Annotated in this window: 24 protein-coding genes and 1 tRNA gene (1 of these 25 cut by a window edge); 9 read left to right on the top strand and 16 right to left on the bottom strand. The window is 35.9% G+C overall.

Annotation, left to right across the window (positions count from 1 at the left end; all coding sequences use genetic code 11):
* The 3 genes from V7Z48_RS02785 to V7Z48_RS02775 form a co-directional block, all read right to left on the bottom strand.
* A tRNA-Asn gene (locus tag V7Z48_RS02785) sits at window positions 1-46 on the bottom strand (it extends 60 nt beyond the left edge of the window).
* Window positions 47-126: 80 nt separating this feature from the next.
* Window positions 127-1,467, bottom strand: a complete 1,341-nt coding sequence (gene rseP, locus V7Z48_RS02780) for an RIP metalloprotease RseP (protein ID WP_334111867.1) — start codon at window positions 1,465-1,467, stop codon at window positions 127-129.
* Between the two features lie 75 nt (window positions 1,468-1,542).
* Window positions 1,543-3,483, bottom strand: a complete 1,941-nt coding sequence (locus V7Z48_RS02775) for a M1 family aminopeptidase (RefSeq protein ID WP_334111866.1) — start codon at window positions 3,481-3,483, stop codon at window positions 1,543-1,545.
* Window positions 3,484-3,575: 92 nt separating this feature from the next.
* Here V7Z48_RS02775 and V7Z48_RS02770 point away from each other — a divergent pair, with 92 nt between their 5' ends.
* The 4 genes from V7Z48_RS02770 (at window position 3,576) to V7Z48_RS02755 (ending at window position 6,804) form a co-directional block, all read left to right on the top strand.
* A complete protein-coding gene (locus V7Z48_RS02770; protein ID WP_334111865.1) occupies window positions 3,576-4,241 on the top strand; it encodes an SCO family protein in 666 nt (221 codons plus the stop codon).
* Between the two features lie 96 nt (window positions 4,242-4,337).
* Entirely contained in the window at window positions 4,338-4,571 is a 234-nt protein-coding gene (locus V7Z48_RS02765; RefSeq protein WP_334111864.1) for a FeoA family protein, read from the top strand.
* Window positions 4,564-6,660: a ferrous iron transport protein B gene (gene feoB, locus V7Z48_RS02760; RefSeq protein WP_334111863.1), complete on the top strand. Its 2,097-nt coding sequence runs from the start codon at window positions 4,564-4,566 to the stop codon at window positions 6,658-6,660. Before V7Z48_RS02765 ends, feoB begins: the two co-directional genes overlap by 8 nt.
* 6 nt (window positions 6,661-6,666) lie before the next feature.
* Window positions 6,667-6,804 carry a FeoB-associated Cys-rich membrane protein gene (locus V7Z48_RS02755; RefSeq protein WP_334111862.1) on the top strand — a complete coding sequence of 46 codons (138 nt, stop codon included), beginning with the start codon at window positions 6,667-6,669 and terminating at the stop codon, window positions 6,802-6,804.
* A gap of 2 nt (window positions 6,805-6,806) precedes the next feature.
* On the opposite strand, the gene V7Z48_RS02750 is transcribed toward V7Z48_RS02755, so the two are convergent.
* Together V7Z48_RS02750 and V7Z48_RS02745 are read right to left on the bottom strand one after the other, a co-directional pair.
* Window positions 6,807-7,628 (bottom strand): ZIP family metal transporter, encoded by an 822-nt coding sequence (locus tag V7Z48_RS02750; RefSeq protein WP_334111861.1) that lies wholly within the window; start codon window positions 7,626-7,628, stop codon window positions 6,807-6,809.
* A 2-nt stretch (window positions 7,629-7,630) separates the two neighbouring features.
* Window positions 7,631-8,290 carry a metal-dependent transcriptional regulator gene (locus V7Z48_RS02745; RefSeq protein WP_334111860.1) on the bottom strand — a complete coding sequence of 220 codons (660 nt, stop codon included), beginning with the start codon at window positions 8,288-8,290 and terminating at the stop codon, window positions 7,631-7,633.
* A 111-nt stretch (window positions 8,291-8,401) separates the two neighbouring features.
* On the opposite strand from V7Z48_RS02745, the gene V7Z48_RS02740 reads away from it, so the two are divergent.
* Window positions 8,402-10,675 carry a TonB-dependent receptor gene (locus V7Z48_RS02740; protein WP_334111859.1) on the top strand — a complete coding sequence of 758 codons (2,274 nt, stop codon included), beginning with the start codon at window positions 8,402-8,404 and terminating at the stop codon, window positions 10,673-10,675.
* Here V7Z48_RS02740 and V7Z48_RS02735 read toward each other — a convergent pair.
* The 3 genes from V7Z48_RS02735 to V7Z48_RS02725 are packed head-to-tail and all read right to left on the bottom strand — an operon-like array spanning window position 10,672 to window position 12,397.
* A complete protein-coding gene (locus V7Z48_RS02735) occupies window positions 10,672-11,136 on the bottom strand; it encodes an RES family NAD+ phosphorylase (protein WP_334111858.1) in 465 nt (154 codons plus the stop codon). The genes V7Z48_RS02740 and V7Z48_RS02735 overlap by 4 nt on opposite strands.
* Window positions 11,136-11,624 carry a type II RES/Xre toxin-antitoxin system antitoxin gene (gene parS / locus V7Z48_RS02730; RefSeq protein WP_334111857.1) on the bottom strand — a complete coding sequence of 163 codons (489 nt, stop codon included), beginning with the start codon at window positions 11,622-11,624 and terminating at the stop codon, window positions 11,136-11,138. Before parS ends, V7Z48_RS02735 begins: the two co-directional genes overlap by 1 nt.
* Window positions 11,625-11,674: 50 nt before the next feature.
* A complete protein-coding gene (locus tag V7Z48_RS02725; RefSeq protein ID WP_334111856.1) occupies window positions 11,675-12,397 on the bottom strand; it encodes a TerB family tellurite resistance protein in 723 nt (240 codons plus the stop codon).
* Between the two features lie 198 nt (window positions 12,398-12,595).
* Between V7Z48_RS02725 and V7Z48_RS02720 the strand changes: the two genes are divergently transcribed.
* From V7Z48_RS02720 to V7Z48_RS02710, 3 genes are read left to right on the top strand one after another with little or no spacing between them, the layout of a single operon-like run.
* Window positions 12,596-13,006, top strand: a complete 411-nt coding sequence (locus V7Z48_RS02720; protein WP_334111855.1) for a BrxA/BrxB family bacilliredoxin — start codon at window positions 12,596-12,598, stop codon at window positions 13,004-13,006.
* A gap of 60 nt (window positions 13,007-13,066) precedes the next feature.
* Window positions 13,067-13,807 (top strand): lysophospholipid acyltransferase family protein, encoded by a 741-nt coding sequence (locus V7Z48_RS02715; RefSeq protein ID WP_334111895.1) that lies wholly within the window; start codon window positions 13,067-13,069, stop codon window positions 13,805-13,807.
* Complete coding sequence (locus tag V7Z48_RS02710) at window positions 13,800-14,456, top strand: HD domain-containing protein (protein ID WP_334111854.1); 657 nt, start codon at window positions 13,800-13,802, stop codon at window positions 14,454-14,456. Before V7Z48_RS02715 ends, V7Z48_RS02710 begins: the two co-directional genes overlap by 8 nt.
* Window positions 14,457-14,462: 6 nt before the next feature.
* Here V7Z48_RS02710 and V7Z48_RS02705 read toward each other — a convergent pair whose 3' ends face one another.
* Both V7Z48_RS02705 and V7Z48_RS02700 read right to left on the bottom strand, forming a co-directional pair.
* Window positions 14,463-14,642 (bottom strand): hypothetical protein, encoded by a 180-nt coding sequence (locus tag V7Z48_RS02705; RefSeq protein WP_334111853.1) that lies wholly within the window; start codon window positions 14,640-14,642, stop codon window positions 14,463-14,465.
* 16 nt (window positions 14,643-14,658) lie between these two features.
* Window positions 14,659-15,531: an AraC family transcriptional regulator gene (locus V7Z48_RS02700; protein ID WP_334111852.1), complete on the bottom strand. Its 873-nt coding sequence runs from the start codon at window positions 15,529-15,531 to the stop codon at window positions 14,659-14,661.
* A gap of 202 nt (window positions 15,532-15,733) precedes the next feature.
* Here V7Z48_RS02700 and V7Z48_RS02695 point away from each other — a divergent pair, with 202 nt between their 5' ends.
* Window positions 15,734-16,285: a hypothetical protein gene (locus tag V7Z48_RS02695; protein ID WP_334111851.1), complete on the top strand. Its 552-nt coding sequence runs from the start codon at window positions 15,734-15,736 to the stop codon at window positions 16,283-16,285.
* An 86-nt stretch (window positions 16,286-16,371) separates the two neighbouring features.
* On the opposite strand, the gene V7Z48_RS02690 is transcribed toward V7Z48_RS02695, so the two are convergent.
* From V7Z48_RS02690 to hemH, 6 genes are all read right to left on the bottom strand, one after another.
* Window positions 16,372-17,154 carry an enoyl-CoA hydratase/isomerase family protein gene (locus V7Z48_RS02690; RefSeq protein WP_334111850.1) on the bottom strand — a complete coding sequence of 261 codons (783 nt, stop codon included), beginning with the start codon at window positions 17,152-17,154 and terminating at the stop codon, window positions 16,372-16,374.
* A 28-nt stretch (window positions 17,155-17,182) separates the two neighbouring features.
* Complete coding sequence (locus tag V7Z48_RS02685) at window positions 17,183-18,643, bottom strand: sensor histidine kinase (RefSeq protein ID WP_334111849.1); 1,461 nt, start codon at window positions 18,641-18,643, stop codon at window positions 17,183-17,185.
* 66 nt (window positions 18,644-18,709) lie between these two features.
* Window positions 18,710-19,258, bottom strand: coding sequence for a CopD family protein (locus V7Z48_RS02680; RefSeq protein WP_334111848.1), 549 nt, complete (start codon window positions 19,256-19,258; stop codon window positions 18,710-18,712).
* Window position 19,259: 1 nt separating this feature from the next.
* Window positions 19,260-22,349, bottom strand: coding sequence for a VPS10 domain-containing protein (locus tag V7Z48_RS02675; RefSeq protein WP_334111847.1), 3,090 nt, complete (start codon window positions 22,347-22,349; stop codon window positions 19,260-19,262).
* A 53-nt stretch (window positions 22,350-22,402) separates the two neighbouring features.
* On the bottom strand, window positions 22,403-23,752 hold the full coding sequence (locus V7Z48_RS02670; protein WP_334111846.1) for an MATE family efflux transporter: 1,350 nt from the start codon (window positions 23,750-23,752) through the stop codon (window positions 22,403-22,405).
* Window positions 23,752-24,798: a ferrochelatase gene (hemH, locus tag V7Z48_RS02665; RefSeq protein WP_334111845.1), complete on the bottom strand. Its 1,047-nt coding sequence runs from the start codon at window positions 24,796-24,798 to the stop codon at window positions 23,752-23,754. The genes V7Z48_RS02670 and hemH overlap by 1 nt, the downstream gene beginning before the upstream one ends.
* Window positions 24,799-24,820 lie beyond the last annotated feature (22 nt).

Below are 24,820 nucleotides of genomic sequence, written 5' to 3'. Positions count from 1 at the left end.
CCAAGGACCCTCTGATTAACAGTCAGATGCTCTAACCAACTGAGCTAAGGAGGACTGTTTTTTCGCTTTTGCGAGCGCAAATATATATTATTTTTTTATGGCCAACAAATTAAACAAGTAAAAATACTACCTAAAAATTGCCTTAAAAATATCATTACCATTTGCGAAAACCACTAATGCTATAAGTATAAAAAATCCAACAACTTGAGCGTGTTCCAAAAACTTCTCACTTGGTTTTCTGCCAGAGATCATTTCATAGAGTAAAAACATGACGTGTCCGCCATCTAAGGCTGGTATAGGTAATAAGTTAAGAACACCCAACATGATTGACAAAAAAGCAGTTATACTCCAGAAAAACTCCCAACTCCATGTATCTGGGAATATATCGTAAATGGCTTTAAATCCGCCAACACCTTTGTAAGCTCCTGTGCTTGGTGTGAAAATCTTTTTTAATTGTACACCGTAACCTGCAATTTGGTCTACAAATTTAGTTAGACCTACACCAAAGCTTTCTACAAAACCGTATTCTTTTCTGATAATTTTATAGTAACCAACGTTTTCTAAATCGGTTAAATTCCCGCCAGGAAAAATTCCTAATTTACCATCACTATTCACCTTTAAATCGCGAATGAGTGTTTGTTTATCTCTTAATATTTCAACCTCGATGGTTTGATTTGCTAGCGGCTTTAATCTCTCTTCAATTTCATCAAAATACTTCAATGGTTCGCCATTAATGGAAGTGATAATATCGCGTTCTTTTAAGTCAACTGCTTTATTTAAGGAAGAATCTGCAACTTGGGCAATAACAAATGGAAAACGAAGTTCAAAAAACGAACGGTCGTCACTACCGCTAAGTTGGCCTAGAAAATCTTCTGGCAGCGTTATATCTTTAATACCTTCGTTGTTTTCGATGGTGATAACTTCAGCAGCAATAAGTTGTTTTCGAATACCGTAAACTGTGGTGACTTTTTCGCCGTTGATGGCTAAAACTTTGTCTCCAGTTTTAACACCTAAATCTGTGAGTATTTCATTTCTTACGAAATATCCATCGGTAACGCTTTCAGTTGAAATATCGATATCGCCATAAGCAAAGGAGGCAAAAACATAGATGATATAAGCCAATATGAAATTAACCGTTACACCACCGAGCATTATGATTAAGCGTTGCCAAGCTGGTTTTGATCTGAATTCCCAAGGCTTTGGTGGTTGTGCCATTTGCTCTTTATCCATGCTCTCGTCTATCATCCCAGCTATTTTTACATAACCACCAAGCGGAAGCCAACCGATACCATATACAGTTTCGCCTATTTTCTTTTTGAAAAGAGAGTATTTGACGTCAAAAAATAAATAAAACTTTTCAACCTTAGTTTTGAAAAGTTTGGCTGGTATAAAATGCCCCAATTCATGAAGCACAATTAACAGCGACAAACTCAATAAAAACTGTGAAATCTTAATTACAAATTCCATGTAATGTTTTTCATAAAATTAAGTTGCAAAAGTAACCTTTTAAAGGCATTTAGAAAACACAAGTACAGCTTATCGCTATTTTTTTAACACCGTTTTATTAACCCAGGTATGAGCGTTCGAAAATTCAACAAAATACATCCCAGACTTAAGCGCACTCAAATCCAAATTTGTTTCATAATAAGGTACATCCATTACTAACTGGCCTAGCACATTGTGTATTCTTATACGTTCAATAATTACCGATTCAGGCTTTTGAATAGTTAATATACCAGTAGTAGGATTGGGATACAGTAAAATTTCTGTTTCTAAATTCATATCGTTGATGCTTAAAGAAACAGTATTATTACGCGACAAAACATCGAAATTAGGATCGAAAATAATTTCAGAGACTTCAAAATTAACGGTTTCAACAAACAATTGATTATTGGTGGTATTGCTGCGTATCAGATCTAAAATTTCGCCTTGCGTTCCGATTAATCGCAACGGCACATCCACCTCAAAGAAATCAACCGACGGATGACTTTGCGTTTGAGATAAACTGATTTGCACTTCATCTTCCTGAGGTTGGTTCCAAAGTACTTCAAAACTAGGGTGACCTTCATTAAACAGCCAATCGTTAAAAAACTCTGTTAAGTCTTGATTACTGGCCGATTCCATAATCGGAATAAAATCGGCTGTTTTGGCGTAGTCAAATGCTAAATCGGGATGTGCCAGATAATCTCTTAAGCCTTGGAAAAAATTAGCATCTCCCATTTTCTTTCGCAGCATATGCAGCACCATAGCAGCTTTATTATAACTTAATCTACTGCTGAAAATTCTATTAATACTTGTAGTGTCTTGGGGTTTCAAATACACCGAACCATCGGGTTGTGAGGTTATAAAATTGTTTCGCTGTTGTTTCCATGTACTGAAAGCAGTATTACCATCAAATTCTTCAATTACCAAGCCGTATAGATACGTGGCAAACCCTTCGTTAAGCCAAATGTCTTGCCAGCTTCCGCAGGTAACTTTGTTGCCAAACCATTGATGAGCCAACTCGTGGGTTATTAATTCTCTCGAAAAATTTCCCATAAACGACACTGTTGTATGCTCCATACCGCCACCCCATCCAAATTGTGCGTGACCATATTTTTCGTCTGCGTACGGATACGGTTCAAAAATGTCGACAAAATAATTCATAATATCAACAGTAACTGGTGTGCTAGCTTGCGCTGTTGCGAGGCTTTCGGGAAAGACATAATTAACAATATCAAACGGTTCACCATTGTTTGGAACCACATCATTATAAATAGTATAATTGGTGATGGCGATAGCAATTAAATAAGCTGGAATTGGATAGCGGTGCTTAAATCGCGTTACTTTGTTATTGCCTTGAATAACTTGACTCAATTCAACGCCATTTGAAACGGCCACATAATCTTCATTCCCTGGTGTAAACCTGGGAGTATTTAAATACACATCCACAGAATCGGCCTTGTCTATTAAATCTTGCTTACATGGCCACCAAGCTTTGGCGCCATAAGGCTCAGAAAGTGTCCAAACAATGGGAACACCAGCATGGGTAGTTTGCTCATACGAGCCAAATCCCGAACTTATAGGATTTCCAGAATAATGTACTGTTAATGAGTCTAATACACCTTGATTCAAAACTTCAGGTAAATTTATACGCAATTCATCATCAGCGTTTTGAGTAAAAGTTAATTCATTTTCTCTTTGGGTAACTGATGATACTATCATGTTACTAGTAAGATCAAACACAACTTCATTTAAATCACTCTTAGCTTCAAAATAAGTGGTAACTGCTCCTGACATTCCTATTTGTACAGGATCAATATTTAAGTACAAACGGTGGTATTTTACATCGTAATTTCCAGTATTGAGATTTGCTCGGTAATTCAACAATTGAGAGGCCGATTTGGCTTCAACCTCAACAATCGATTCTGAAATGGTTAATGGCTTTTGCGCAAACAAGATAGCCACGCTCCAAAGTGCTAAAAGGTTAATATAAATACGCATAGCTTTTTCTTTTTAACTTTAAAATTAGGATTTTTATTCCTATCAAGTCGTATTTTTGTATAAATTTTCGATTTTTCACTCAAAACCTCTATATGTTACAGTTTTTTAAAGCCTATAAAAACTTCGCCATTGCTTTACTCATAATTTCCATCATAATTATTAGCATTTTTTACAACATCTTAAAACCGAAAAAAGTCTTACCAATTTATCAGCCATCAATGGTGACAGCTGAATTGGTCGATAGCACCATTCAACACCAAAAAAAATACCACAAGATTGCCGATTTTAGTTTGACAAATCAAAATGCTAAAACCGTCACACAGAAGGATTACGAAAATAAAATTTATGTGGCCGATTTTTTCTTCACCACTTGCCCAACTATTTGTATAGCCATGACGGATCACATGGTTCAAATTCAAAAAGAAATTTTAAATGATGACGATGTCATGTTATTATCACACTCTGTAACACCTGAAATAGATTGCGTTGCACAACTAAAAAAATATGCTGTAGAAAAGGGTGTCAATGATAAAAAATGGAATTTAGTAACGGGTGATAAAAAAGAAATCTACAACCTAGCAAGAAAAAGTTATCTTGCTGTTTTAGATGATGGAGACGGTGGCGAGTTTGATATGATTCATACCGAAAACTTTATGCTCATCGATAAAAAAAGACAAATACGAGGATTTTACGATGGCACCAATCCTGAAGAAATTAAAACACTTTTAGAAGATATTAAAACTTTAAAAGCCGAATAGATAAACCAATTTTGGTATAGGTTTAACAGTCCAATTTCTTTTGCTTATAATTTATTTAGTTTACTTTTGCTTTTTTAAAATGAATCTAAATAAGCTTTGAAAGTAACACTGGCAGAACTCAAAAAAGGCGAAAAAGCTATTATTATCGATGTCTCCTCAAACAATATTCCTCTAAAATTGTTAGAAATGGGTTGTTTACCAGGGAATTTCGTTGAATTACTACAAGTTGCGCCCTTCTCTGACCCGATGTATCTTAATATTAACGATTCGCATGTTGCCATTAGAAAAGAAACTGCAGAACACATCATTATAAAGATTACCAATGGCTAAACAAATTAATGTCGCACTTATTGGCAATCCCAACACCGGAAAAACTTCCGTTTTCAATTCCCTTACAGGTTTAAACCAAAAAGTTGGAAACTATCCGGGAATTACGGTTGAAAAAAAAGAAGGAATCTGCAAATTGCCACGTGGCGTTAAGGCGCATATTATTGATTTACCTGGGACTTACAGTTTAAACGCTTCTTCTTTTGATGAGAATGTGGTGATTGAACTCCTTTTAAATAAGAATGATAAAGATTTTCCTGATGTTGCTGTTGTGGTAACTGATGTCGAAAATCTAAAGCGAAATTTACTACTATTCACTCAAATTAAAGACCTTCAGATTCCAACTATCTTGGTAATTAATATGTCGGATAGAATGAAGCGTCGAGGAATTTCATTAGACATTGATATTTTAGAAGTCGAACTTAAAACCAAAATCGCACTTGTTTCCACACGCAAAAATATTGGCATTGACAATCTAAAAGAACTTATTTACGATTATAAATCACTTTCTACGGAAGGTTGTCTAGACACTTCAACTATAGATGTTGCGTATTTTGAAAGTTTGCGAAAAACCTTTCCCAATCAAAACCTATACAAGCTATGGGTAGTTATTTCGCAGGATGCGAACTTTGGGAAAATTGAAAGAAACCAATTTGACGTAGGTGATTTCCAAGTGAAATCTAAAATAGAACTTAAAGTACTTCAGCAAAAAGAGACCATAAAACGTTACCAGTTCATCAACGCTGTTCTTAAAATAGGATTAACAATCGACACAAGTAAAGCCACTGATTTACGTTACAAAGCTGATAGAATTTTAACCCACAAAGTGTTTGGGTATGTTATATTTTTTGTAATTCTACTTACAATTTTTCAGGCCATTTACGATTGGGCAACCGTGCCCATGGATTTTATAGACGAAAGTTTCGCAGCTTTATCAGAATGGGTTCAAAACACCTTACCACCAGGCGTTTTCACGGATCTGTTGTCCGAAGGTATTATTGCTGGTATTGGTGGTATTGTGATATTTATTCCACAAATTGCGTTTCTTTTTCTGTTTATTTCAATTCTTGAAGAAAGCGGCTATATGAGTCGCGTTGTGTTTTTAATGGATAGAGTTATGCGTCGTTTTGGGCTTAGCGGTAAAAGTGTTGTGCCACTTATTTCTGGAACTGCCTGCGCGATTCCAGCAATTATGGCAACACGTAACATTGAAAGTTGGAAAGAACGACTTATTACCATCTTGGTAACTCCGTTTATGACATGTTCTGCACGATTACCGGTGTATCTAATTATTATTGCATTGGTAATTCCGCAAGGCCGATTTATCGGTCTTAACTACCAAGCCTTAACCTTAATGCTTCTATATTTTTTAGGATTTGCCATGGCAATTATTTCGGCGTATGCGCTTAATAAAATATTAAAAATAAAGCACAAGTCGTTTTTTGTGGTTGAAATGCCAAACTATAAAATGCCACTTCCTAAAAACGTTGCATTAACTGTTCTAGAAAAAACTAAGGCCTTTGTTTTTGAGGCTGGTAAAATTATTCTGGCCATTTCAATTATTCTTTGGGTGTTGGCATCTTATGGTCCAAATGAGCAATTTAATGATGCCGAAACTATTGTTCAAACGGAATTTCCAAATGTTGATTATGACGAAATTGACCAAAAAGTTGCTGCACACAAATTAGAGCATTCTTATATAGGTTACGTTGGAAAAGCCATTGAACCTGTTATTAGACCTTTAGGTTACGATTGGAAAATAGGAATTGGTATTGCTACTTCCTTTGCAGCAAGAGAGGTTTTTATTGGAACACTTGCTACCATTTACAGCGTAGGAAGCAGCGATGCCGACGAAGAAAGCACCATTAAAAAACGTATGGCTGCCGAAGTAAATAGCGATGGCACTAAAGTGTTTAATTTTGCAACTGGAATTTCACTGTTATTGTTTTATGCTTTTGCAATGCAATGCATGAGCACCTTAGCCATTGTAAAACGAGAAACTAATAGCTGGAAATGGCCTATGATTCAATTAGCAGGTATGACAATTATTGCTTATATTATATCGCTGATTGCTTATCAGCTATTAAAATAAATACTTATGAATCACACAATACAAACCATATTAGTCGTACTCACGCTTGTAGCAGCAATTGTATTCTTGCTGAAACGTTTTGTTTTTACTTCAAAGAAAAAGGCTGCAAAATCTTGCGGTAGTGGCAATTGCGGTTGTGATTAATGCTATCCAAGACCAACGTCTAAAGTCATCATAATAATAAATCCGCCAATAAAGCCCAATGTGGCGATATCGGTATATTTATCTCGCTGGGTTTCTGGAATCACTTCTTCAACCACTACAAAAATCATAGCACCCGCTGCAAAAGACAATGCATAAGGTAACAACGGAGTGAAAAATGTAACCGCTACAGCTCCAATTACTGCTGCGATAGGTTCAACAATAGCTGACATTTGACCAAACCAAAAACTTTTGAATTTACTAACGCCATGACGTCTTAAAGGCATAGACACGGCCAAGCCTTCAGGAAAATTCTGAATTCCAATTCCAAGTGCTAAGGCAACTGCACCACCTATAGTCGCTTCTGGCATACCCAAGGCAACACCACCAAATAAAACACCCACAGCTAATCCTTCAGGAATATTGTGCAAGGTTATGGCCAATACTAATAAGGTCGTTCTATGCCAAGGTGTTTTAACACCTTCTTTTTCCGTTTCTTTAAAGTTGATATGTAAATGTGGTAAAATTTTATCTAAGCCAAAAATGAACAAAGCACCAAGCGCAAAACCAACTACTGCTGGGATTACTTTTACAAAACCTTCGCCAGGACTCATGGCAATACCTGGCGCTAGCAAACTCCAAAAACTAGCTGCTACCATAACACCACCTGTAAATCCAAGCATTCCGTCAAGTAATGCACGATTCATACCTTTTACAAAAAACACTAGCGACGCGCCTAGTGCTGTCAAAATCCAAGTGAATAAACCTGCCACTAAAGCGCCATAAACCGGATTTATGTTTTCGAAAAAATCTAAAATACTATCCATAATTAATGGGTGGTTTTAATATATAAATTTGATGCAATTTGCTGAGATACTTGCAGCACCTCATTTTCTATTTTTATTTTTTGTGAATGATCAAAATCTTCCTTTTCCAATACTTGAATAGACTTTCCTAAGGCGATGCCATTTTTATCCAAATACTTTAAAAAAGAGGATGAAGTATCCTTCACACCAATACATATCCCTTTGGAACCAACTCTTAAATCACTTAATAAAACTTTATCTCTAATTGGAAAATTTCCATCTTTATTTGGAATAGGATCGCCATGGGGATCAAATTTGGGATAGTTGAGCATTTTATCAAGCTTATCTATGAGTTGTTCAGATTCAATATGCTCCAATTGTTCAGCAACCTCATGAACTTCATCCCAACTAAATTCTAATTTTTCAACCAAAAAAACTTCCCACAACCTGTGTTTTCTGATGATTGCTGCAGCGGCGATTCTTCCTTTATCACATAATGTTACGCCTTGATATTTCACGTAGTTAACTAAATTTTTATCTGATAATCGTTTCATCATATCAGTAACAGACGATGCTTTGGTTTGCATCTGGTCGGCGATTGCATTGGTAGAAACGCCATCTTTAAATTGTCTTTCTAGATGAAATATTGTTTTTAAATAATTTTCTTCTGAATCACTAAACATAAATCTGTATACTTTATGGTCACAAAAATACATTTTTAAACAATATAAAATACATTTTTAGCCTTGTCTAAATTTATTTATATATTTGCCTAAATAAATTATTAAAACAGCATGTGCTTTTCAAATAAATATTTTCTGGTTTTTATTGGGTGCCTTAGTTACTTTACTCATTATTCCCAATTCATTATTGAAGGTCAGATTGTTTCTAACAATGAAGCCGTTGCTTTCGCGTCCATTTACATTGAAAATACTACCATAGGTACAATTGCAGAATCCGATGGCACATTTAAGATTGAATCCTCGGAGGCTGTCTTCAACTTGGTGATTTCATCGATTGGCTATCAAAAAAGAATACTTCCCATAGACTTTAATTCCGAATCTAAAAAATATAAACGACTAAACATCGAACTCATTAAAGACATTGAATCACTTGATGCCATCGTAATTATTGACAAACAAACAGGTTTAACCAAAAAAACTCCATATTCGGTAACTGATCTGGATATGAAAACTATAACTAGACAATTAAACACTGGAGGTTTGGCGGCCTCACTCACGGATTTACCTGGGATTAGCGGTGCTACTTTAGGTACGGGCATTGTGAAACCTTTTATAAGAGGACTTGGATTTTCGAGGGTGGTTACCATTTTTCAAAATAACAAACTTGAAAATCACCAATGGGGTCAGGACCATGGCTTGGGACTTAACAATTTAGGGGTGTCTAAAGTTGACGTTATAAAAGGTCCAGCGTCCATCCTGTACGGTTCTGGTGCAGTTGGTGGTGTTTTACTAATCAAAGACGATGAATCCTACTTGAATCACAACAAATTGACTGGAAATATTGGAAGTTCGTTTAATAGTGTTTCAAATGGCAATAAAACATTTGCCAGTTTTGGAAAGCGGTTCAACAACCATATGTTTTTTGCTTTAGAAGCAGCCCTTGAAACTCATGCCGATTATAAAGATGGCAACGGCAGAATTACCGGCAATAGCAGATTTAACAATCAAAATTTCAGAATTCACGCCGGTTTAGATAAGACTAATTTTAAAAACAAGTTGTCTTTTACCTATCTCAACCAAAATTTGGGAATCATTAGCGATGATGAATTAGAGGTATCATTGGCAACTAGCAGAAACGATCGCAGCATGCAGTTGCCTTTTCAAGAAGTAAAAGATTATTTAATTTCTTATTCACAAGAAAGTTTTCACGAAAAGTTTCAAACCTATTTTCATATCTCACATCACTTTAACGATCGCAGCGAAATAGAAGAAAGTTTTGATTCGGTCGATCTTGGAATTAACCAAAATCACAGCTTTATTTCTGGTAGAATATCTTTAATTCCGAAACAAAATTTTAAACACACCTTCGGATTTCAATCAAGCTTTATTAGAATGCTTAATAAAAATTCAGCTCAAGAAATATTAATTCCCGATGCAAACACTTTTGATATTGGCGCATATTATTTAGGAAGCAAACAATTTAATAAGCTATACTTTCAAGCAGGAATTAGATTGGATTACCGAAAAGTCACGGCCCTTGCCGACCGTCCATTGCTCGTCAATTATGGATTTATTTTACCCGGAAATCCAGAAAACAGACAACTTAGTTCGAATTTCGGCGGACTTACTGGGTCTTTAGGTGCAACTTATGATATATCTGAATTTCAAAACATCAAGGTAAATCTATCCTCAGGATTTAGAGCGCCAGATTTGGCTGAGTTGTTCTCGAACGGACCACATCCCGGAACCAGCAGATTCGAGGTTGGGAATGCGAGTTTTGAACGTGAACAAAGTTTTCAAACAGATATTAGTTATGCCTTAGAAATTTCGAGATTTTCATTGGGAACCTCGGTTTACTTCAATACCATTTCAAATTATATTTTCTTTATCAATACTGGTGAAACCCAACCTGAGGACGGCCTACAAATCTGGGAATTTCAGCAAGAAAATGCACAGCTTTACGGTACAGAACTGTCTATTCATTATAAGTTTAACGAGGATATTTCAATCAACTCAACCGCAGCCTTGGTGCGCGGCACTTTGAGTGAATCTGACGAAAATCTGACCTTCATCCCTGCCGATAATTATAGTTTAGGTTTAAATTATAGGCCTAAATTTATAAAATCAACTCAAATTGAAACCACGCTCACACATTTTTCAAAACAAAACAGACCTGGATTTAATGAAATTGAAACACCTGCTTATACTTTATTAAACCTAGGTGTAACAAAAGATTTTAGTTGGGGCAACAAAAACCTAACAGCCAGTATTTCGACCAACAATCTATTAAACACTACTTATGTAGATCACTTATCCATATTGAGAGCGTTTGAAATTCCGAATCCAGGAAGGTCTATTTTAACGATGCTAAGATTTAGTTTTTAGGATGATTTAAACAATCGTTGGTCAAATAAAAATGGAAGTTGAGCAGCAATTTTAATCAGCTTAAATTGGGAATGGTAAGGATTTATTATATAATTAAAATCTCCTTGAACCACCGCCGAAGGTACTTTCATCACAGCAAAATGATTGTCTCTTATGAATTGATCTCCAGCAAGCTGCGTTTCGGGATGGTGCGGAAATGCATTCCAGTTTTTAGATAATTCTTTGGGGCTGAATTCTAAAATTGAAAGCTTGTCCGGAATCAATATTTCTAGCAACACGAAATCATTTGGCAAAGTAGCTAAAGTTAAATGAACAGCGACCTCAGCCATAGCAAGTGCCCGACTTTCAGAAGTGTAAATCATTTCAACCCCTTTTGAATTCCAACGATTACCAAATAATGCGGCACCTTTGCCTGACAATTCATTGGCATATTTCTTTCTAGATAACCTATAAACAATCATTAGGCAAAAATTCCGTGGTCTATTCGGTGGAGTTCGGCGAGTACCATCTCCTTACCATAGGAATCTTTAAGTAACTCAATAGGCAACATGTTACCAAGCGCATAACTAGGTGTGTTGAGCCAAAGTTTAAATTTGGAACTATCTCCAAAAACTACATTTCCTACTAATGACACCTCAGCTATTTCAATAATTTTTTCGGAATGAATGGGTTTGAACAAAAAATCTTTCTTTTGTTTGTAACGCTGTAATGATTTGGTGGATACGCTAAGAATTTCGGCCCAATCATCATCGGAAAATGGCGTGATATTTTTTATTTCGTTGAAAAGCGTAAACGGAATGCCCTTTCTAATGGCTTTGATGAGCATTAATTTATCGTCTAGTAAATCCTGCAAACCAAAACTTTTGGCAACGTCCAACTGCGTGAAAGTTTTAACATAAAGTGTCGCAGCTTCATTTACCGAATTGATATGAGTTTCAAAATTATTCATTACTAAAACATATGTCCTCAAATATACGACATTTGTCTTAGTTAAAAAAATTACTTAAAATTTAACTCCTTTTGCAATTGCTCATAAGCTTCCTGAACTTTTCTAAACTTCTCCTCTGCTCCCTTTCGATAGGCTTCATCCATGTGTTGTAGTTTATCAGGATGATATTTTTTAGCCATTGTTCTGTAAGCCGACTTAATTTCGTTTGCAGTGGCGCCTTTGTCAATTTCTAGAATTTTATAGGCGCTATCTGGATTTTTAAAGAACATGGCCTTTATACTTTCAAAATCACGCACCCCAATAGAGAGATAATTGGCGATTTCTTTAATCTTTTCAACCTCTGGTTGCGACACCAAACCATCGGCTTGCGCGATACTAAAAAGAAAATGGATAATTTGTAAACGCGACTCATAGCGGGTTCTAATTCGTAAAAATTCACAAATTTTAAGGGCTGATATTTCTCGATTTTTTACAACCTCATTAAAGGTTCTAAATGTTGCATTGGCATGGTCTTTACCATAAGCTTGAACGAAGTAATTTTGAACAAATCGCATTTCTTGTTCGCTAACATTGCCATCTGCTTTAATAACAATAGATGCTAGCGATAGTAAATTAAGTTCAAAATCGGCAGGTGAAACTTTAGCATTACCAGAAAATGGATTTTGCCTGTTTTTTTGAAATCCTTCTAGCAAACTTCCCAATAAAAAACCTATGATAGCACCAGGAAATCTAAAAAATATAAAACCTATGATAACAGCAATCCAACGAATCAAAATAAAATGTGTTTAATTAAAAAGAAATGCAAAGGTAACGATATCAATGTAATTATTTTAGACGAATAACTTTGTTAGGTTAAAAATTTTGGATCAAACAAACTTCAAAATTAAATAGTTAATCTCATTATAATTTCGACTTAAATTATATCAAGTTTTGTAACTTTGTGACTTAATTTTCACATAAATACAAAATATATGTATCCACCAGAATTAGTAAAACCAATGCGCGAAGATTTAACTAGCGTGGGTTTTGAAGAATTACATTCCGCCGAAGCTGTAAATCAGGCATTATCGAAGAAAGGTACTACTTTGGTTGTAGTAAATTCAGTTTGTGGTTGCGCCGCTGCCAACGCCAGACCAGGTGCGCGCATAAGTTTACAAAACTCAAAGAAACCAGATAATTTAGTTACCGTTTTTGCAGGTGTAGATCGCGAAGCAACAGATGTAGCTAGAGCTCATATGGTTCCATTTCCTCCAAGCTCGCCAAGTATGGCTTTGTTTAAAGATGGTGAATTGGTTCACATGTTAGAAAGACATCACATTGAAGGCCGACCAGCAGAAATGATTGCCGAAAATTTAGTTGATGCTTACAATCAACACTGTTAAATCAGTATAATTTCGTAAATGAAAGCCACGCACAAAGCGTGGTTTTTTTATTTTTACACCATGCAAAAACTTATTTCATACGTTTTAACACCATTGTATTTAATATGCTTTGGCTTAACCTTGGTAATATTTCACCCAGTACAGTGGTTTTGTTTAAACTTGCTCGGTTACAAAGCTCACAAGCGAAGTGTAGAATGGCTTCAGTTTTTTATCATGCGGAGTTTAAATGTTTTAGGAACTAGGTTTTCATTTGAAAATAATTTCATTATCGAAAACAATCAACCTATAATTATTGTCGCGAACCATCAAAGCATGTACGATATCCCACCTTTGATCTGGTATATGCGAAAATACCATCCTAAGTTTATCAGCAAGGTTGAATTAGGTAAAGGTATCCCAAGTGTTTCTTTCAATTTACGTCACGGTGGTTCTGTTTTAATAGATAGGAAAAAACCACAACAAGCTGTTACTGCTATCAAAAATTTTGCAACCTATATTGAAACCACTAAAAGAGCCGCTGTTATTTTTCCTGAAGGAACGCGCAGCCGGACTGGGGCACCAAAACCCTTTCAGAAAAAAGGACTTCTAACGCTTTTTGAAAACATACCAAGTGCCACTGTGGTGCCTATCACCATTAATAATTCGTGGAAAACATTGCGATTTGGAAAATTTCCTATGGGACTTGGTGCGCACATTAAATTTAAAGTTCACCAGCCAAAAAAGCTTTCTAATTTTTCTAATCATGAAGAATTAGTTACTATAATTGAAACCGAAATAACTTCAGCAATAACAAATGAATGATATTGAAATACTAAAAGCCACCAAGACCTACGTAAAATCGGTTTTAACAAATGCCGAAGGCGGTCACGATTGGTTTCACACCTTGAGGGTCTTTAATAATTCTATACTTATCGCTGAAAACGAAACGGTTGACTTGCTTATTGTGCAGCTTGGTGCTTTACTTCATGATATTGCTGATAGTAAATTTTACGATGGTAATGAAACAATTGGGCCAGATATGGCAAGACAATTTTTATTTAAGCACAATTTAGACAGCAGTGTTATTGAACATGTGGTAAACATTATTAAGCACATGTCGTTTAAGAATAGTTTTGAGAATGGCCAATCGTTTAACTCGATAGAACTTCAGGTTGTTCAGGATGCTGACAGATTAGATGCCATTGGTGCTATTGGTATTGCGCGTGCTTTTAATTATGGAGGATTTAAAAACAGAGGTTTATTTGATCCAAGCATCAAACCAAATCTAAAAATGACCAAAGCCGAATACAAATCCTCAACGGCGCCAACAATTAATCACTTTTACGAAAAATTATTGCTTCTTAAAGATAAAATGAACACGCGAACAGGAAAACGCATTGCGCAACAACGGCACAAGTTTATGGAGCAATATCTCGAGCAGTTTTATGCCGAATGGGATGGCGAAAGGTAAAAAGTGTTAACTTTCTTTAGCCACTTCTAAGGCAGTCATTTTGTATTCCAGAATCGCCATTTCTTCGCCAAAATGGATAATCTCATCTGCTGTTAAATCGTTTCTGCTATTTACAGTTTTCAATATTTCTTCTCCCTTTTTAGTGTAATATTCAAGTGCTATTTGAATTTTATTTTTCTTTGCCATAGCTTTTATTGGTGTGTTATTGTACAATCATTTTTAATTCGCCTCTATATTTAGATGCGCTTTTACCTGTAAACTCTTTAAACAACTTATTAAAATGAGAAAAATTATTAAAGCCACATTCAAAACAAACTTCCGTAATACTCATTTTACTTTCTGAAAGCAGCTTAGTTGCATGCACTACTCTATATTCATTAACCAATTTAGTAAAGGTTTTACCGGTAACCTTTTTAAAATAGCGACAGAATGCTGGGACTGTCATACTAACCTTATCGGCAATCTCGTCTAAGCTGATATGCGATTTAAAATTGGCGTTTACGTGTTTAAATATAATGTCGATCTTGGCGCTGTCTTGCGGCTCTGTTTCAAAGGCGAATCCATCGGCATTTAATATGATATAATCTTCGGCCTTTGACAAGTCGTGAAGTACTTCTAACAATATCAATATTTTTTTAAAACCTTCTTTTTCGGCTAATTTTTCAATTTTTTTTCCTAATTTAAGTTTTGTCTTTACACCGAATAGAATGCCATTTTTTGAGCGTTCAAATAATTTTTTAATAGAACCCATTTCAGGAATATCGAAGAAATGTTCCCCTAAAAACTCTGGTCTAAACTGCACCAGCGTTTCTGAACCGTTAATTGTTAAGCGATCTGTAAAACCGTTATGTGGCAAATTAGCGCCAATAAGTAATAATTGACTATTGTTAAAATACGACAAATGACTTCCGATATGTCTTTTACCTTGGCCTTTGTTCACATAAACCAATTCAACCTCCGGATGAAAATGCCAAAATGGTTTGTTTTCACCAATATAGGCCTCATGTTTTTTAACTCTTAAAGAGCTTCCAAACTCCGGACTAATCTTTTCTAATATAGGTTTTCTCGCTGTCATATCTTATACAAATTTACGGCTAATTAAAAAGAAAAACTATAATGAATTACCGTAATTATATTCTATATTAACTTTAATATCTAATATTTATTTCCTGTTGGTTAATTATGTACACATACATGCCAATATACATGTTTTTTAACAGGTAATCCTAGACTAAGTTTGTACCAGAAATTAGTAATAATAAAAAACAATGAAAACAATGATAAAAAAACTTTTAATTGTAGCTGTAATGTTCGGAACTTTATCTAGTTACACAAGCAATGTATTAGTTGAAAATAAAATCACTAATAACGACATAAACAATATCTCAGTTGTAATTAAAGATGCATCGGGTACTGTGGTTCAACTTAGCACTGTAAATTATAAGGGTGATGCTAAAGCGCTATTTGATTATTCGCAATTAGAGAAAGGTACGTACACACTTGAAATTGATACAAAATTTCAAATTGAAATAACTTCTTTCAAAGTTACAGAACAGGGCGTTGAATTTTTTGACAAAGATGTTCAAACCATTTACAAACCAATATTCCAAAAAGAAGATGCAAAAATTTTAATTTCAAAAGTTGGTCTGGACAGTAATAAGATGAAGGTTGAACTTTACTATGAAAACGAGTTAATTCATTCCGAAATAATATCTTCTGAAAATCCTATTTTAAAACGAGCCTATAAATTAGACAGAACCGAAAGAGGTGATTACGCAGCAGTGATGACATCTAACGGCAGAGTTTATACCGAAAAATTTAAATTATAGTTTCTGTTTATATTAGTTATCTATTAGTGAAAAAAGTGAGCTTTAGGGCTCACTTTTTTGTATAAATTTAATAAAGAATCTAGTTTTTATTTACCTGGAAAGTCGGCTTTGCGTTTTTCCAAAAATGCGGATGTACCTTCTTTAAAATCTTCTGTGCCAAAACTATCGCCAAAAGCTATTATTTCAGCTTTGTATCCATCCACACCATCCTTAAATCCGGCATTTACGGCTTTAATGGCAGCTGCAATCGCGACCGATGAATTGCGCATTATTTTGTTGGCAATTCCTTTACAAAATGACAATAACTCTTCAATAGTGGTTATATGATTTACCAATCCATAACTTAAAGCTTGGTTGGCGTCTATCATGCCTGCCGTCATAATTAATTCCATAGCACGCCCTTTTCCAACTAATTGAGGAAGTCGTTGGGTACCACCATAACCAGGAATGACGCCTAAGGATACTTCGGGCAATCCCATTTTAGCATTGTTGCTGGCAACTCTGAAATGACAAGCCATTGCCAATTCTAGTCCACCGCCAAGTGCAAAACCATTAACCGCAGCAATAACCGGTGTAGACAGATTTTCAACAAAATCGAATAATAATTCTTGACCTTTTGCGGCTAATTTTCCACCGTTTTCAATACTGAAATCTGCAAACTCGCTAATGTCTGCACCAGCCACAAAAGCTTTTTCACCGCTTCCTGTAATTATAATGACTTTTACTTTTTTATCATTATCTGCCTCCTTAAATGCTTGGTGTAATTCCTCAATTGTAGCTTTATTGAGTGCATTTAATTTATTAGGTCTGTTTATGGTAATGGTTGTGATTCCATTGTCATGTTCCGATAGTATGTTGTTATAACTCATAATTTAATTTTTGTTTTAATTTTTGTTTTTAAACTTTAAGGAATGATACCTTAAAAATGGTGCCTCGGCCTGGATTGGAGGTGAAAGAAATTGTTCCATTATAAGTTTCTACGATATTTTTAACCATGGCCAATCCTAATCCCATACCGCTTGATTTGGTTGTAAATTTTGGTTCAAATACTTTTGTTTTATGCGCTTCGGCTATTCCTATACCATTATCCGAAACTGAGATAATTACATTGAATTCATCTTTTGTAATATCTACTACAATGCGTTTATTTTCTTGGTCTTCAGGTATTGCTTGAATACCATTTTTAACCAAATTCGTCACAACTCTGATAAGTTGGGTTCTATCAAATTTAGCAATAATCTTGTCTTGTTCGGAAATAAATGAGATGTAATCCTCATTAAAAATATCTAAAGCCAGTTTTGTTATTTCAACCACATTTAAGGTTTCATTTTTCTGTGCTGGCATTTTAGCAAAGGTTGAAAAAGCAGATGCAATAGAACTCATTGTATCTATTTGCTGAATGAGTGTTTTAGAAAACTCATTTAGCTTTTGTTTAATATTTTCGTCTTGAGGATCGAACTTGCGCTCAAAACTTTGAATACTCAAGCGCATGGGTGTTAAAGGATTTTTAATTTCATGAGCCACTTGTTTAGCCATTTCTCGCCAAGCTTGTTCTCTTTCACTGGTGGCTAATTTAACGGCGCTTTCTTCCAATTCGTCAATCATGCTATTATAGGCAGTAACCAGCGTTTCTATTTCTTGACTGGTGTCTTGAATATCAATTTTTTCATTGCGATATTCAAGACGGGTTTTTGCCATTTTATCACTTACCGTTTTTAACGATTTGGTGATAAATCTCGATAAGATAAAAGCAAAAGCAATGGCAACCAAAATCATAATAGAATAGGCAAACCCTAGACGCAAAAGGAACTCGTTGAGCTCTTTATTTAAAAATTCATCATTTTCAAGATACGGTAAATTTAAAATTGCTAAGGGTTTAAACTTGTTATCGGTAATAAATGAATAAGAAGATTGATAAGTTACCTTGTTACTAATGGTTTTATTGACGAATCGATGCTGGAAATTTTGAGAAACGGCATTCAACACTTCGGGATCAAGACACCTCACAATGGAATCCATTGCAAATGCACCTCTAGAACTGATAAGTAAATCGCCTTCTAAATCATAAAGATTAATTTGCATACCATGTATTTCAGCAATTTCAAATATTTTTTCTTTGAAAATTCTTGGGATGTTTTGTGTGGTTATTTCGTAAGTTGTCTGTCGGTCACGCAAAACAAAATCAATATGCTCGGTAATAGCGATTTCTTTTCTTTCTAAACGTTCGCGGTGGTAGTCTTGAGCTTCTTCGTTGTATTGATAAATAGTCACCAAAGCAATAAGAATAGAGGCTAGTAAAACCAAGGTTATCATTCCTATAAATATTCTAAGCCTAAGTGATACTTTTTTTAATTTCATACATTTTACCGTTACAAACAATACTATTACTAAACACTTTGAGAGGTGTCAAGTATTATGCCAGCCTCAAGCCTTTGGGTTTTTAGCCCTAATACTTTTATAAACTTTAAATCCTAACATAATTAGTAGGGCTAAAACTACTAATCCAATTACTCCAAAAATCCAGTTGATGGCATTTTTTAAAAGTGCCAAAAATATCACAGCAAATAAAATAAAAGTAGCGCCCTCGTTCCACAAGCGCATAAATGAAGAGGTTTTTTTCACTACATCTTTTTGCAATTGGTTAAAGTAAACATGAGTTTGATAGTGATAAATAAAAAGCAACAAAACAAATGCCAGCTTGACGTGCATCCACGGTTGCTGCAACAAATCTGGTCGTAAGATTAGTAACCAAACTGCAAAAAGTGTTGCCAAGACCGCAGATGGCCAAGTAATAATATACCACAAGCGTTTTGCCATCAGTTTTAATTGTTCGCCTAGTATTTCTTTTTCGGGGGAAGCTTTATAGAACGCTTCAATTTGGTAAACAAAGAGCCTTGGAATATAAAAAAGTCCAGCAAACCAGGTTACTATAAATATGAGGTGCAATGCTTTGATATAGTTGTAATATGCCATTTTAATCTACAAACAAATAATTAAGATTTTTACTGTTGAATAATTGGTTGAAAGTCTTGATTTCTTCAGAAATTAATTGATTAAATTTCAATAGTTCTTCGTTAATTTGAGCTGCAAGCTCATTTTTAACGGCTACATCCTGATCTGTTGGTGCAAAATCTCCGAGACTGACTAAAGCATTTAAATGTCCTAATTTATTGGTGAGTCTAATGGGAAAATTTAACGGGTCTTGATTACTTCGGTTTTTGGTTTGATACAAGGCTTCTTCTATTTCGGTAAACTGCTTTTGTAATTCTTTGGCTTTTTCAACCAAGTCTTTCACCTCTTCATTGTCTTTGTATTGCTTTTGAAAAGCCACTAATTGCTCATTAATGTTCCTGATTTTTTTGATGGATTGATGGGCGTTGTCCATGGTTTTATTAACGTCTTCAATAAAACTGAATTGCACTTTCATATCGTCGAGTGTGCTTTCAGCTCTTGGGTCTGCCAAGATTTTGAAAGGTTGCTCAATAAGTTTTCCGTTTACATTTAATTCAACTTTATAATCTCCAGGAATGGCTTTGGGCCCGTTTAAACTGGCCCACCATAAAATCATACCTGGCAGCCTTTCGGCGCCGTCATATTGCATATTCCAAACAAATAGGTTGGAACCCGTTTTTATTTCTAATTTTTCGTTGTCTTTACCTTTGCTGCTGAATGCTTTAATTAGTTTTCCATTAGCTTCTTTATAGCTTAAAACAACCTCATCCTCGTCTTTCAAATCCTTTAAATAAAAATAAGTCATTACACCATTAGGATGGTTGGTGCCTTGAGTTAAGCTACCAGTTCTACTGCCACCACGCATGCGATAGGTGTCTTTAGGTGCTAGTAATAAATGATCTGAGTTTTTCGCATTATACAATTGCTGAATCACTGATAAATCATCAATAATATACAATCCCCGACCTTGGGTCGCCACAACCAAATTATTGTCTTTGATCGTTAAATCTGTAACAGGAACAATTGGTAAATTAAGCTGAAATAACTTCCAGTTTTTACCATCATCATAAGAGATATACATGCCAGTTTCGGTACCTGCGTAAAGCAAGCCACGTTGTTTTTGATCTTCGCGCATCACTCTGGTAAAATGCTCGGCATTAATACCGTTGGTAATTTTTGTCCAAGTTTTTCCGTAATTCGTGGTTTTATAGATATAAGGAGAAAAGTCTCCTAACTTATACCGTGTACCAGCTACATAGCAGGTTCCTTCGTCGTACATACTAGGTTCTATACTATTAAACATCATCCACTGCGGCATTCCTTTAGGCGTTACGTTTTCCCAGTTTTTTCCACCATCCTTGGTAACATGTAACAAACCATCATCGCTGCCAACCCAAAGCAAGCCTTCTTTTAAAGGTGATTCTTCAGCTGCAAAAATGGTACAATAATATTCTACCGAGGTATTGTCTTTTGTTATTGGGCCACCAGAAGATTTCATCTTTTCGGGATCGTTTGTGGTTAAGTCGGGACTGATTATTTCCCAAGACTGGCCTTCGTTTTCAGAAACATGTACGTGTTGCGAAAAGGTATATAATTTATTAGGGTTGTGCCTAGAAAACTTGATGGGAAAATTCCACTGAAATCTGTATTTCATACCTTCTGCACCATGCCCCATTGGGTTGTCTGGCCAAACGTTAACAGCTCTAACGGTTCCTGTTTTGTGGTTAACTCGGGTTAAGAATCCGCCGTAGCTTCCGCCAAAAACCACCTCGTTATCTAACGGACTCACCGCAATATGTGCCGATTCACCTCCTGCTGTTTCTTCCCAATCATCTTCCCCAATGGCGTAACCGTCCGTTCTATGCGGAATTCTTAATGTCGAATTATCTTGTTGCGCCACGTAAATTCTATAAGGAAAATGATTATCGGTAGTTACACGATAAAACTGTGCTGTTGGCTGATTGTAGTAGGTGCTCCAAGTTTCTCCGCCATCATAGGTTACCTGCGCACCGCCATCGTCGGCAATTATCATTCTGTTTGGATCTCCAGGCGCTATCCATAAATCGTGGTGATCACCGTGTGGGGCATTGTAACGGTCAAAAGATTTTCCGCCATCGGTACTTTTGTGATAGGATACATTAAGCACATATACCACATCCACATCTTTAGTGTCTGCATAAACCCTAGTGTAATACCATGCACGCTGTCTTAAACTTCTATCGCTATTTACCAAAGTCCAACTATCGCCACCATCGTTACTTTGGTAGAGACCGCCTTTCTCTTTGTTTTCAACCATTGCAAAAAGACGCTCATTATTAACTGGTGAAACCGTAATCCCAATAATGCCCAATGTATCTGTTGGGAAACCTTTGTTTTTAGAAATCTCATTCCAAGTTACACCGTTATCAGTACTTTTCCATAAGGCCGAACCATCGCCCCCTGAAATTAAACTGTAAGGCGTACGTTGCAAATGCCATGTTGATGCATAAATAATTCTGGGATTGGTTGGGTCTAAAATCAAATCAACTACACCCGCCTGCGGGTGCGAAAACAATATTTTACTCCATGATTTTCCTCCATCGGTGCTTTTGTATAGCCCGCGATCTTCAGTTGGTTTGTAAATGTCTCCTAATACACCAGCGAAAACAATATCAGGATTCTGAGGGTGAATGGCTATGCGGGGAATATGCCTTGTTTTTTCAAGGCCAGAGGATTGCCACGTTTTACCTGCATCAACACTTTTCCACATGCCGTAACCAGATGATACATTTCCTCTAACTGTTTTTTCGCCACCGCCAACATAAATTACGTTGGGGTCACTTTTGGCTACAGCAATTGCACCGATACTTCCTCCAAAATAACCATCGGAAATACTTTCCCAGGTTCGGCCACCGTTGGTGGTTTTAAAAATACCTCCACCGGTCGCTCCGAAATAAAATAAATTGGGTTTATTTGGTACCCCAGTAACAGCGGCACTTCTTCCGCCACGATGCGGACCGATAAATCTATATTCTAAAGCTTCAAAAAGTTCTGCATTAATATCTTGTGTATATGTGTTTGGTGCAAAAAAACAGCAAAGCAAGATTGCCACTGAAAGTTTGAAAAATCTCATTGTTTTTAGTTTTAGTTAGTCTTGCCATAAAAATAAGCATTTACAGCAATTATTTATGAATCGACATTTAATTTAAGTCGTACTTCTCTATTAATAAAATAGGCTGTTAGAATGGTTGAAAGAAAATCGGCTAGTGCAAATGAAATCCAAACGCCGAATTCCCCATAAAAAAAAGGTAAAATCAAAACCAATGGCAAAAAGAAAAATCCTTGGCGGGATAAAGTAAGTAGCAACGCTGGAACAGCCTTACCAATCGCCTGAAAATAAGCTGAGCCTATCAGTTGAATGGATACAATTGGCACTGCTAAAAACACCCATTTCATAGCATAAACTGTTTGGTTAATCACTATTTGATCTTTGGTAAATACACTTACGATAGACTCGGTAAAAACCATTAGAAATATAAAAATAACCACTGCTAGGCCAGACGCATATATGATAGATGTGTTGATAGTTTCTTTAACACGACTAAAATTTCTGGCTCCGTAATTATAACCCGCAATAGGAAGAAATCCTTGGGTAATGCCCAAAACAGGAAACAAGGCAAACATCATTATTCGCGCAATAATTCCAAAGACAGCCACACTTGATTCGCCTCCAAGATTGAACAAAATGTTATTCATAAATAAATAAATCACACTTACCACCGCTTGCCGTGCCAGTGTTACACTACCTAATGAGGCTATTTCTGAAGTAATTTTTTTACTGAGGTTGAAATGACTCAGGTTAATATGAAGTTCAGAATTTTTAGATAGGAAAAACCATAATATATAACCAAAACAAAGTAGGTACGAAATAGTTGTAGCCCAGGCTGCACCAGCCATTCCAAAGTCAAAAACATAGATTAAAATATAATCCAAGATTAAGTTTCCAACCGACGGAATAATCATGGCAATCATTGCAAATTTTGGTTTGCCTTCGGCCCTGATCACATTGTTGCCCATCATACACAACGCTAAAAACGGCACGCCATAAAGCACGATGGTATAATAAGTTTTAGCAGGTTCATAGATACCGCCTTTACCTCCAAACCTTGGAATAATTTGTTCGACAAATGCCAAACCTATTACCACTAATATGGTAGTGAGTAGTAGCGTTAAGCTCAACTGATTACCAAATGATTTAAGTGCTTTTTCTTTATCACCAGCGCCAAGTGCACGCGAAATTATTGAAGACCCACCAATACCAATGGCCATCCCTAAAGCCGCAATAAAAAACGATACTGGCAATACCACATTGATGGCCGCAATGGCAATAGAGCCTATCCAATTACCAACAAATATGGTATCGACAATAATGTTCAATGACATTACCAAAATACCAATGGATGCTGGCACCGCTTGTTTTATAAGCAATGATCCTATGGATTGGGTACCTAAATCATCTGCTGAAACTTTTGCCATTAAGCAGTCACTAAATCGGCTTCAACCCAGTTATGTATCCATTTTGAGAGTAGTGCCACCCAGTTTTTGTCATCATTTAAACAGGCAACCGTAGTGAAATTTTTACCACCAACTTCATGAAATATTTCTTCGCCTTCCATGGCAATTTCTTCCAATGTTTCTAAACAATCACTCACAAACGCAGGTGTTACAATGGCCATATTTTTCACGCCATTTTTGCCTAATTTTTCAATCGTTCTATCGGTATAAGGTTGTAACCATGGATCGAAACCTAATCTAGATTGGAAAGAGGTTGAATAAGTTCCATCTTCAAAATTTAGATATTCTGCAACCAGTCTGGTGACTTCAAGGCATTGGTGTTTGTAGCAAAATTCATGCGCTTTAGAAGGCGTTTTACAACAAATACCACCGCCTGATAAGCTCGGATTACAGTGCGATTTAGTAATGTCACTTTTTCTAATATGGCGCTCAGGTACACCGTGATAGGAGAACAACAGATGTTCGTAATCTTTACCTTCTAGTTGTTTTTTGATTGATTCAGATAAGACTTTGATGTATTCTGGATGGTTATAAAAGGCCTTTAGATCGGTAATCTTTAAATTTGGGAAATGTTCTTTTTGAATCTCATCTGCTAAAACAACGATGGTTTCTGTAGTTGCCATCGCAAACTGTGGATACAAAGGAATTAATAACACTTCCTCCACACCTTTTTCCACCAATTCTTGAAGTCCGCTTTTGATAGTCATACTGCCATAACGCATAGCCAAGGCCACGGGTAATTCAACCTGTTTTTGTATTTTATGTTGAAGTTTTTCGGACAATACGATTAATGGCGAACCTTCTTCCCACCAAATTTTTTTATAGGCTTTTGCCGAAGCTTTTGGTCTGGTGTTTAAAATAATACCTTTAACCAAGAGGGTTCTTGCCCATAGTGGCACGTCTATCACGCGTTCATCCATTAAAAATTCACCCAAATATTTCTTTACATCTTTGGGATTTGGACTATCGGGTGAGCCCAGATTTACTAATAAAATTCCTTTTTTCATTTTTCTTAATTGCAATTTTTCT

It is taken from the genome of Paucihalobacter sp. (genome assembly GCF_036825875.1).
Classification (GTDB): Bacteria; Bacteroidota; Bacteroidia; order Flavobacteriales; family Flavobacteriaceae; genus Paucihalobacter.
This window is presented reverse-complemented; position numbering and strand designations above follow the sequence as displayed.

Excerpts from the sequence above, each read along its gene's own strand:
- hemH (WP_334111845.1), bottom strand. The coding sequence starts at position 24,798 with ATGAAAAAAGGAATTTTATTAGTAAATCTGGGCTCACCCGATAGTCCA.
- V7Z48_RS02775 (WP_334111866.1), bottom strand. The coding sequence starts at position 3,483 with ATGCGTATTTATATTAACCTTTTAGCACTTTGGAGCGTGGCTATCTTG.
- V7Z48_RS02710 (WP_334111854.1), top strand. The coding sequence starts at position 13,800 with ATGAATGATATTGAAATACTAAAAGCCACCAAGACCTACGTAAAATCG.
- rseP (WP_334111867.1), bottom strand. The coding sequence starts at position 1,467 with ATGGAATTTGTAATTAAGATTTCACAGTTTTTATTGAGTTTGTCGCTG.
- V7Z48_RS02770 (WP_334111865.1), top strand. The coding sequence starts at position 3,576 with ATGTTACAGTTTTTTAAAGCCTATAAAAACTTCGCCATTGCTTTACTC.
- feoB (WP_334111863.1), top strand. The coding sequence starts at position 4,564 with ATGGCTAAACAAATTAATGTCGCACTTATTGGCAATCCCAACACCGGA.
- V7Z48_RS02685 (WP_334111849.1), bottom strand. The coding sequence starts at position 18,643 with ATGAAATTAAAAAAAGTATCACTTAGGCTTAGAATATTTATAGGAATG.
- V7Z48_RS02705 (WP_334111853.1), bottom strand. The coding sequence starts at position 14,642 with ATGGCAAAGAAAAATAAAATTCAAATAGCACTTGAATATTACACTAAA.
- V7Z48_RS02700 (WP_334111852.1), bottom strand. The coding sequence starts at position 15,531 with ATGACAGCGAGAAAACCTATATTAGAAAAGATTAGTCCGGAGTTTGGA.
- parS (WP_334111857.1), bottom strand. The coding sequence starts at position 11,624 with ATGAATAATTTTGAAACTCATATCAATTCGGTAAATGAAGCTGCGACA.
- V7Z48_RS02735 (WP_334111858.1), bottom strand. The coding sequence starts at position 11,136 with ATGATTGTTTATAGGTTATCTAGAAAGAAATATGCCAATGAATTGTCA.
- V7Z48_RS02750 (WP_334111861.1), bottom strand. The coding sequence starts at position 7,628 with ATGGATAGTATTTTAGATTTTTTCGAAAACATAAATCCGGTTTATGGC.
- V7Z48_RS02670 (WP_334111846.1), bottom strand. The coding sequence starts at position 23,752 with ATGGCAAAAGTTTCAGCAGATGATTTAGGTACCCAATCCATAGGATCA.
- V7Z48_RS02680 (WP_334111848.1), bottom strand. The coding sequence starts at position 19,258 with ATGGCATATTACAACTATATCAAAGCATTGCACCTCATATTTATAGTA.
- V7Z48_RS02715 (WP_334111895.1), top strand. The coding sequence starts at position 13,067 with ATGCAAAAACTTATTTCATACGTTTTAACACCATTGTATTTAATATGC.
- V7Z48_RS02740 (WP_334111859.1), top strand. The coding sequence starts at position 8,402 with ATGTGCTTTTCAAATAAATATTTTCTGGTTTTTATTGGGTGCCTTAGT.
- V7Z48_RS02695 (WP_334111851.1), top strand. The coding sequence starts at position 15,734 with ATGATAAAAAAACTTTTAATTGTAGCTGTAATGTTCGGAACTTTATCT.
- V7Z48_RS02675 (WP_334111847.1), bottom strand. The coding sequence starts at position 22,349 with ATGAGATTTTTCAAACTTTCAGTGGCAATCTTGCTTTGCTGTTTTTTT.
- V7Z48_RS02690 (WP_334111850.1), bottom strand. The coding sequence starts at position 17,154 with ATGAGTTATAACAACATACTATCGGAACATGACAATGGAATCACAACC.
- V7Z48_RS02755 (WP_334111862.1), top strand. The coding sequence starts at position 6,667 with ATGAATCACACAATACAAACCATATTAGTCGTACTCACGCTTGTAGCA.
- V7Z48_RS02745 (WP_334111860.1), bottom strand. The coding sequence starts at position 8,290 with ATGTTTAGTGATTCAGAAGAAAATTATTTAAAAACAATATTTCATCTA.
- V7Z48_RS02720 (WP_334111855.1), top strand. The coding sequence starts at position 12,596 with ATGTATCCACCAGAATTAGTAAAACCAATGCGCGAAGATTTAACTAGC.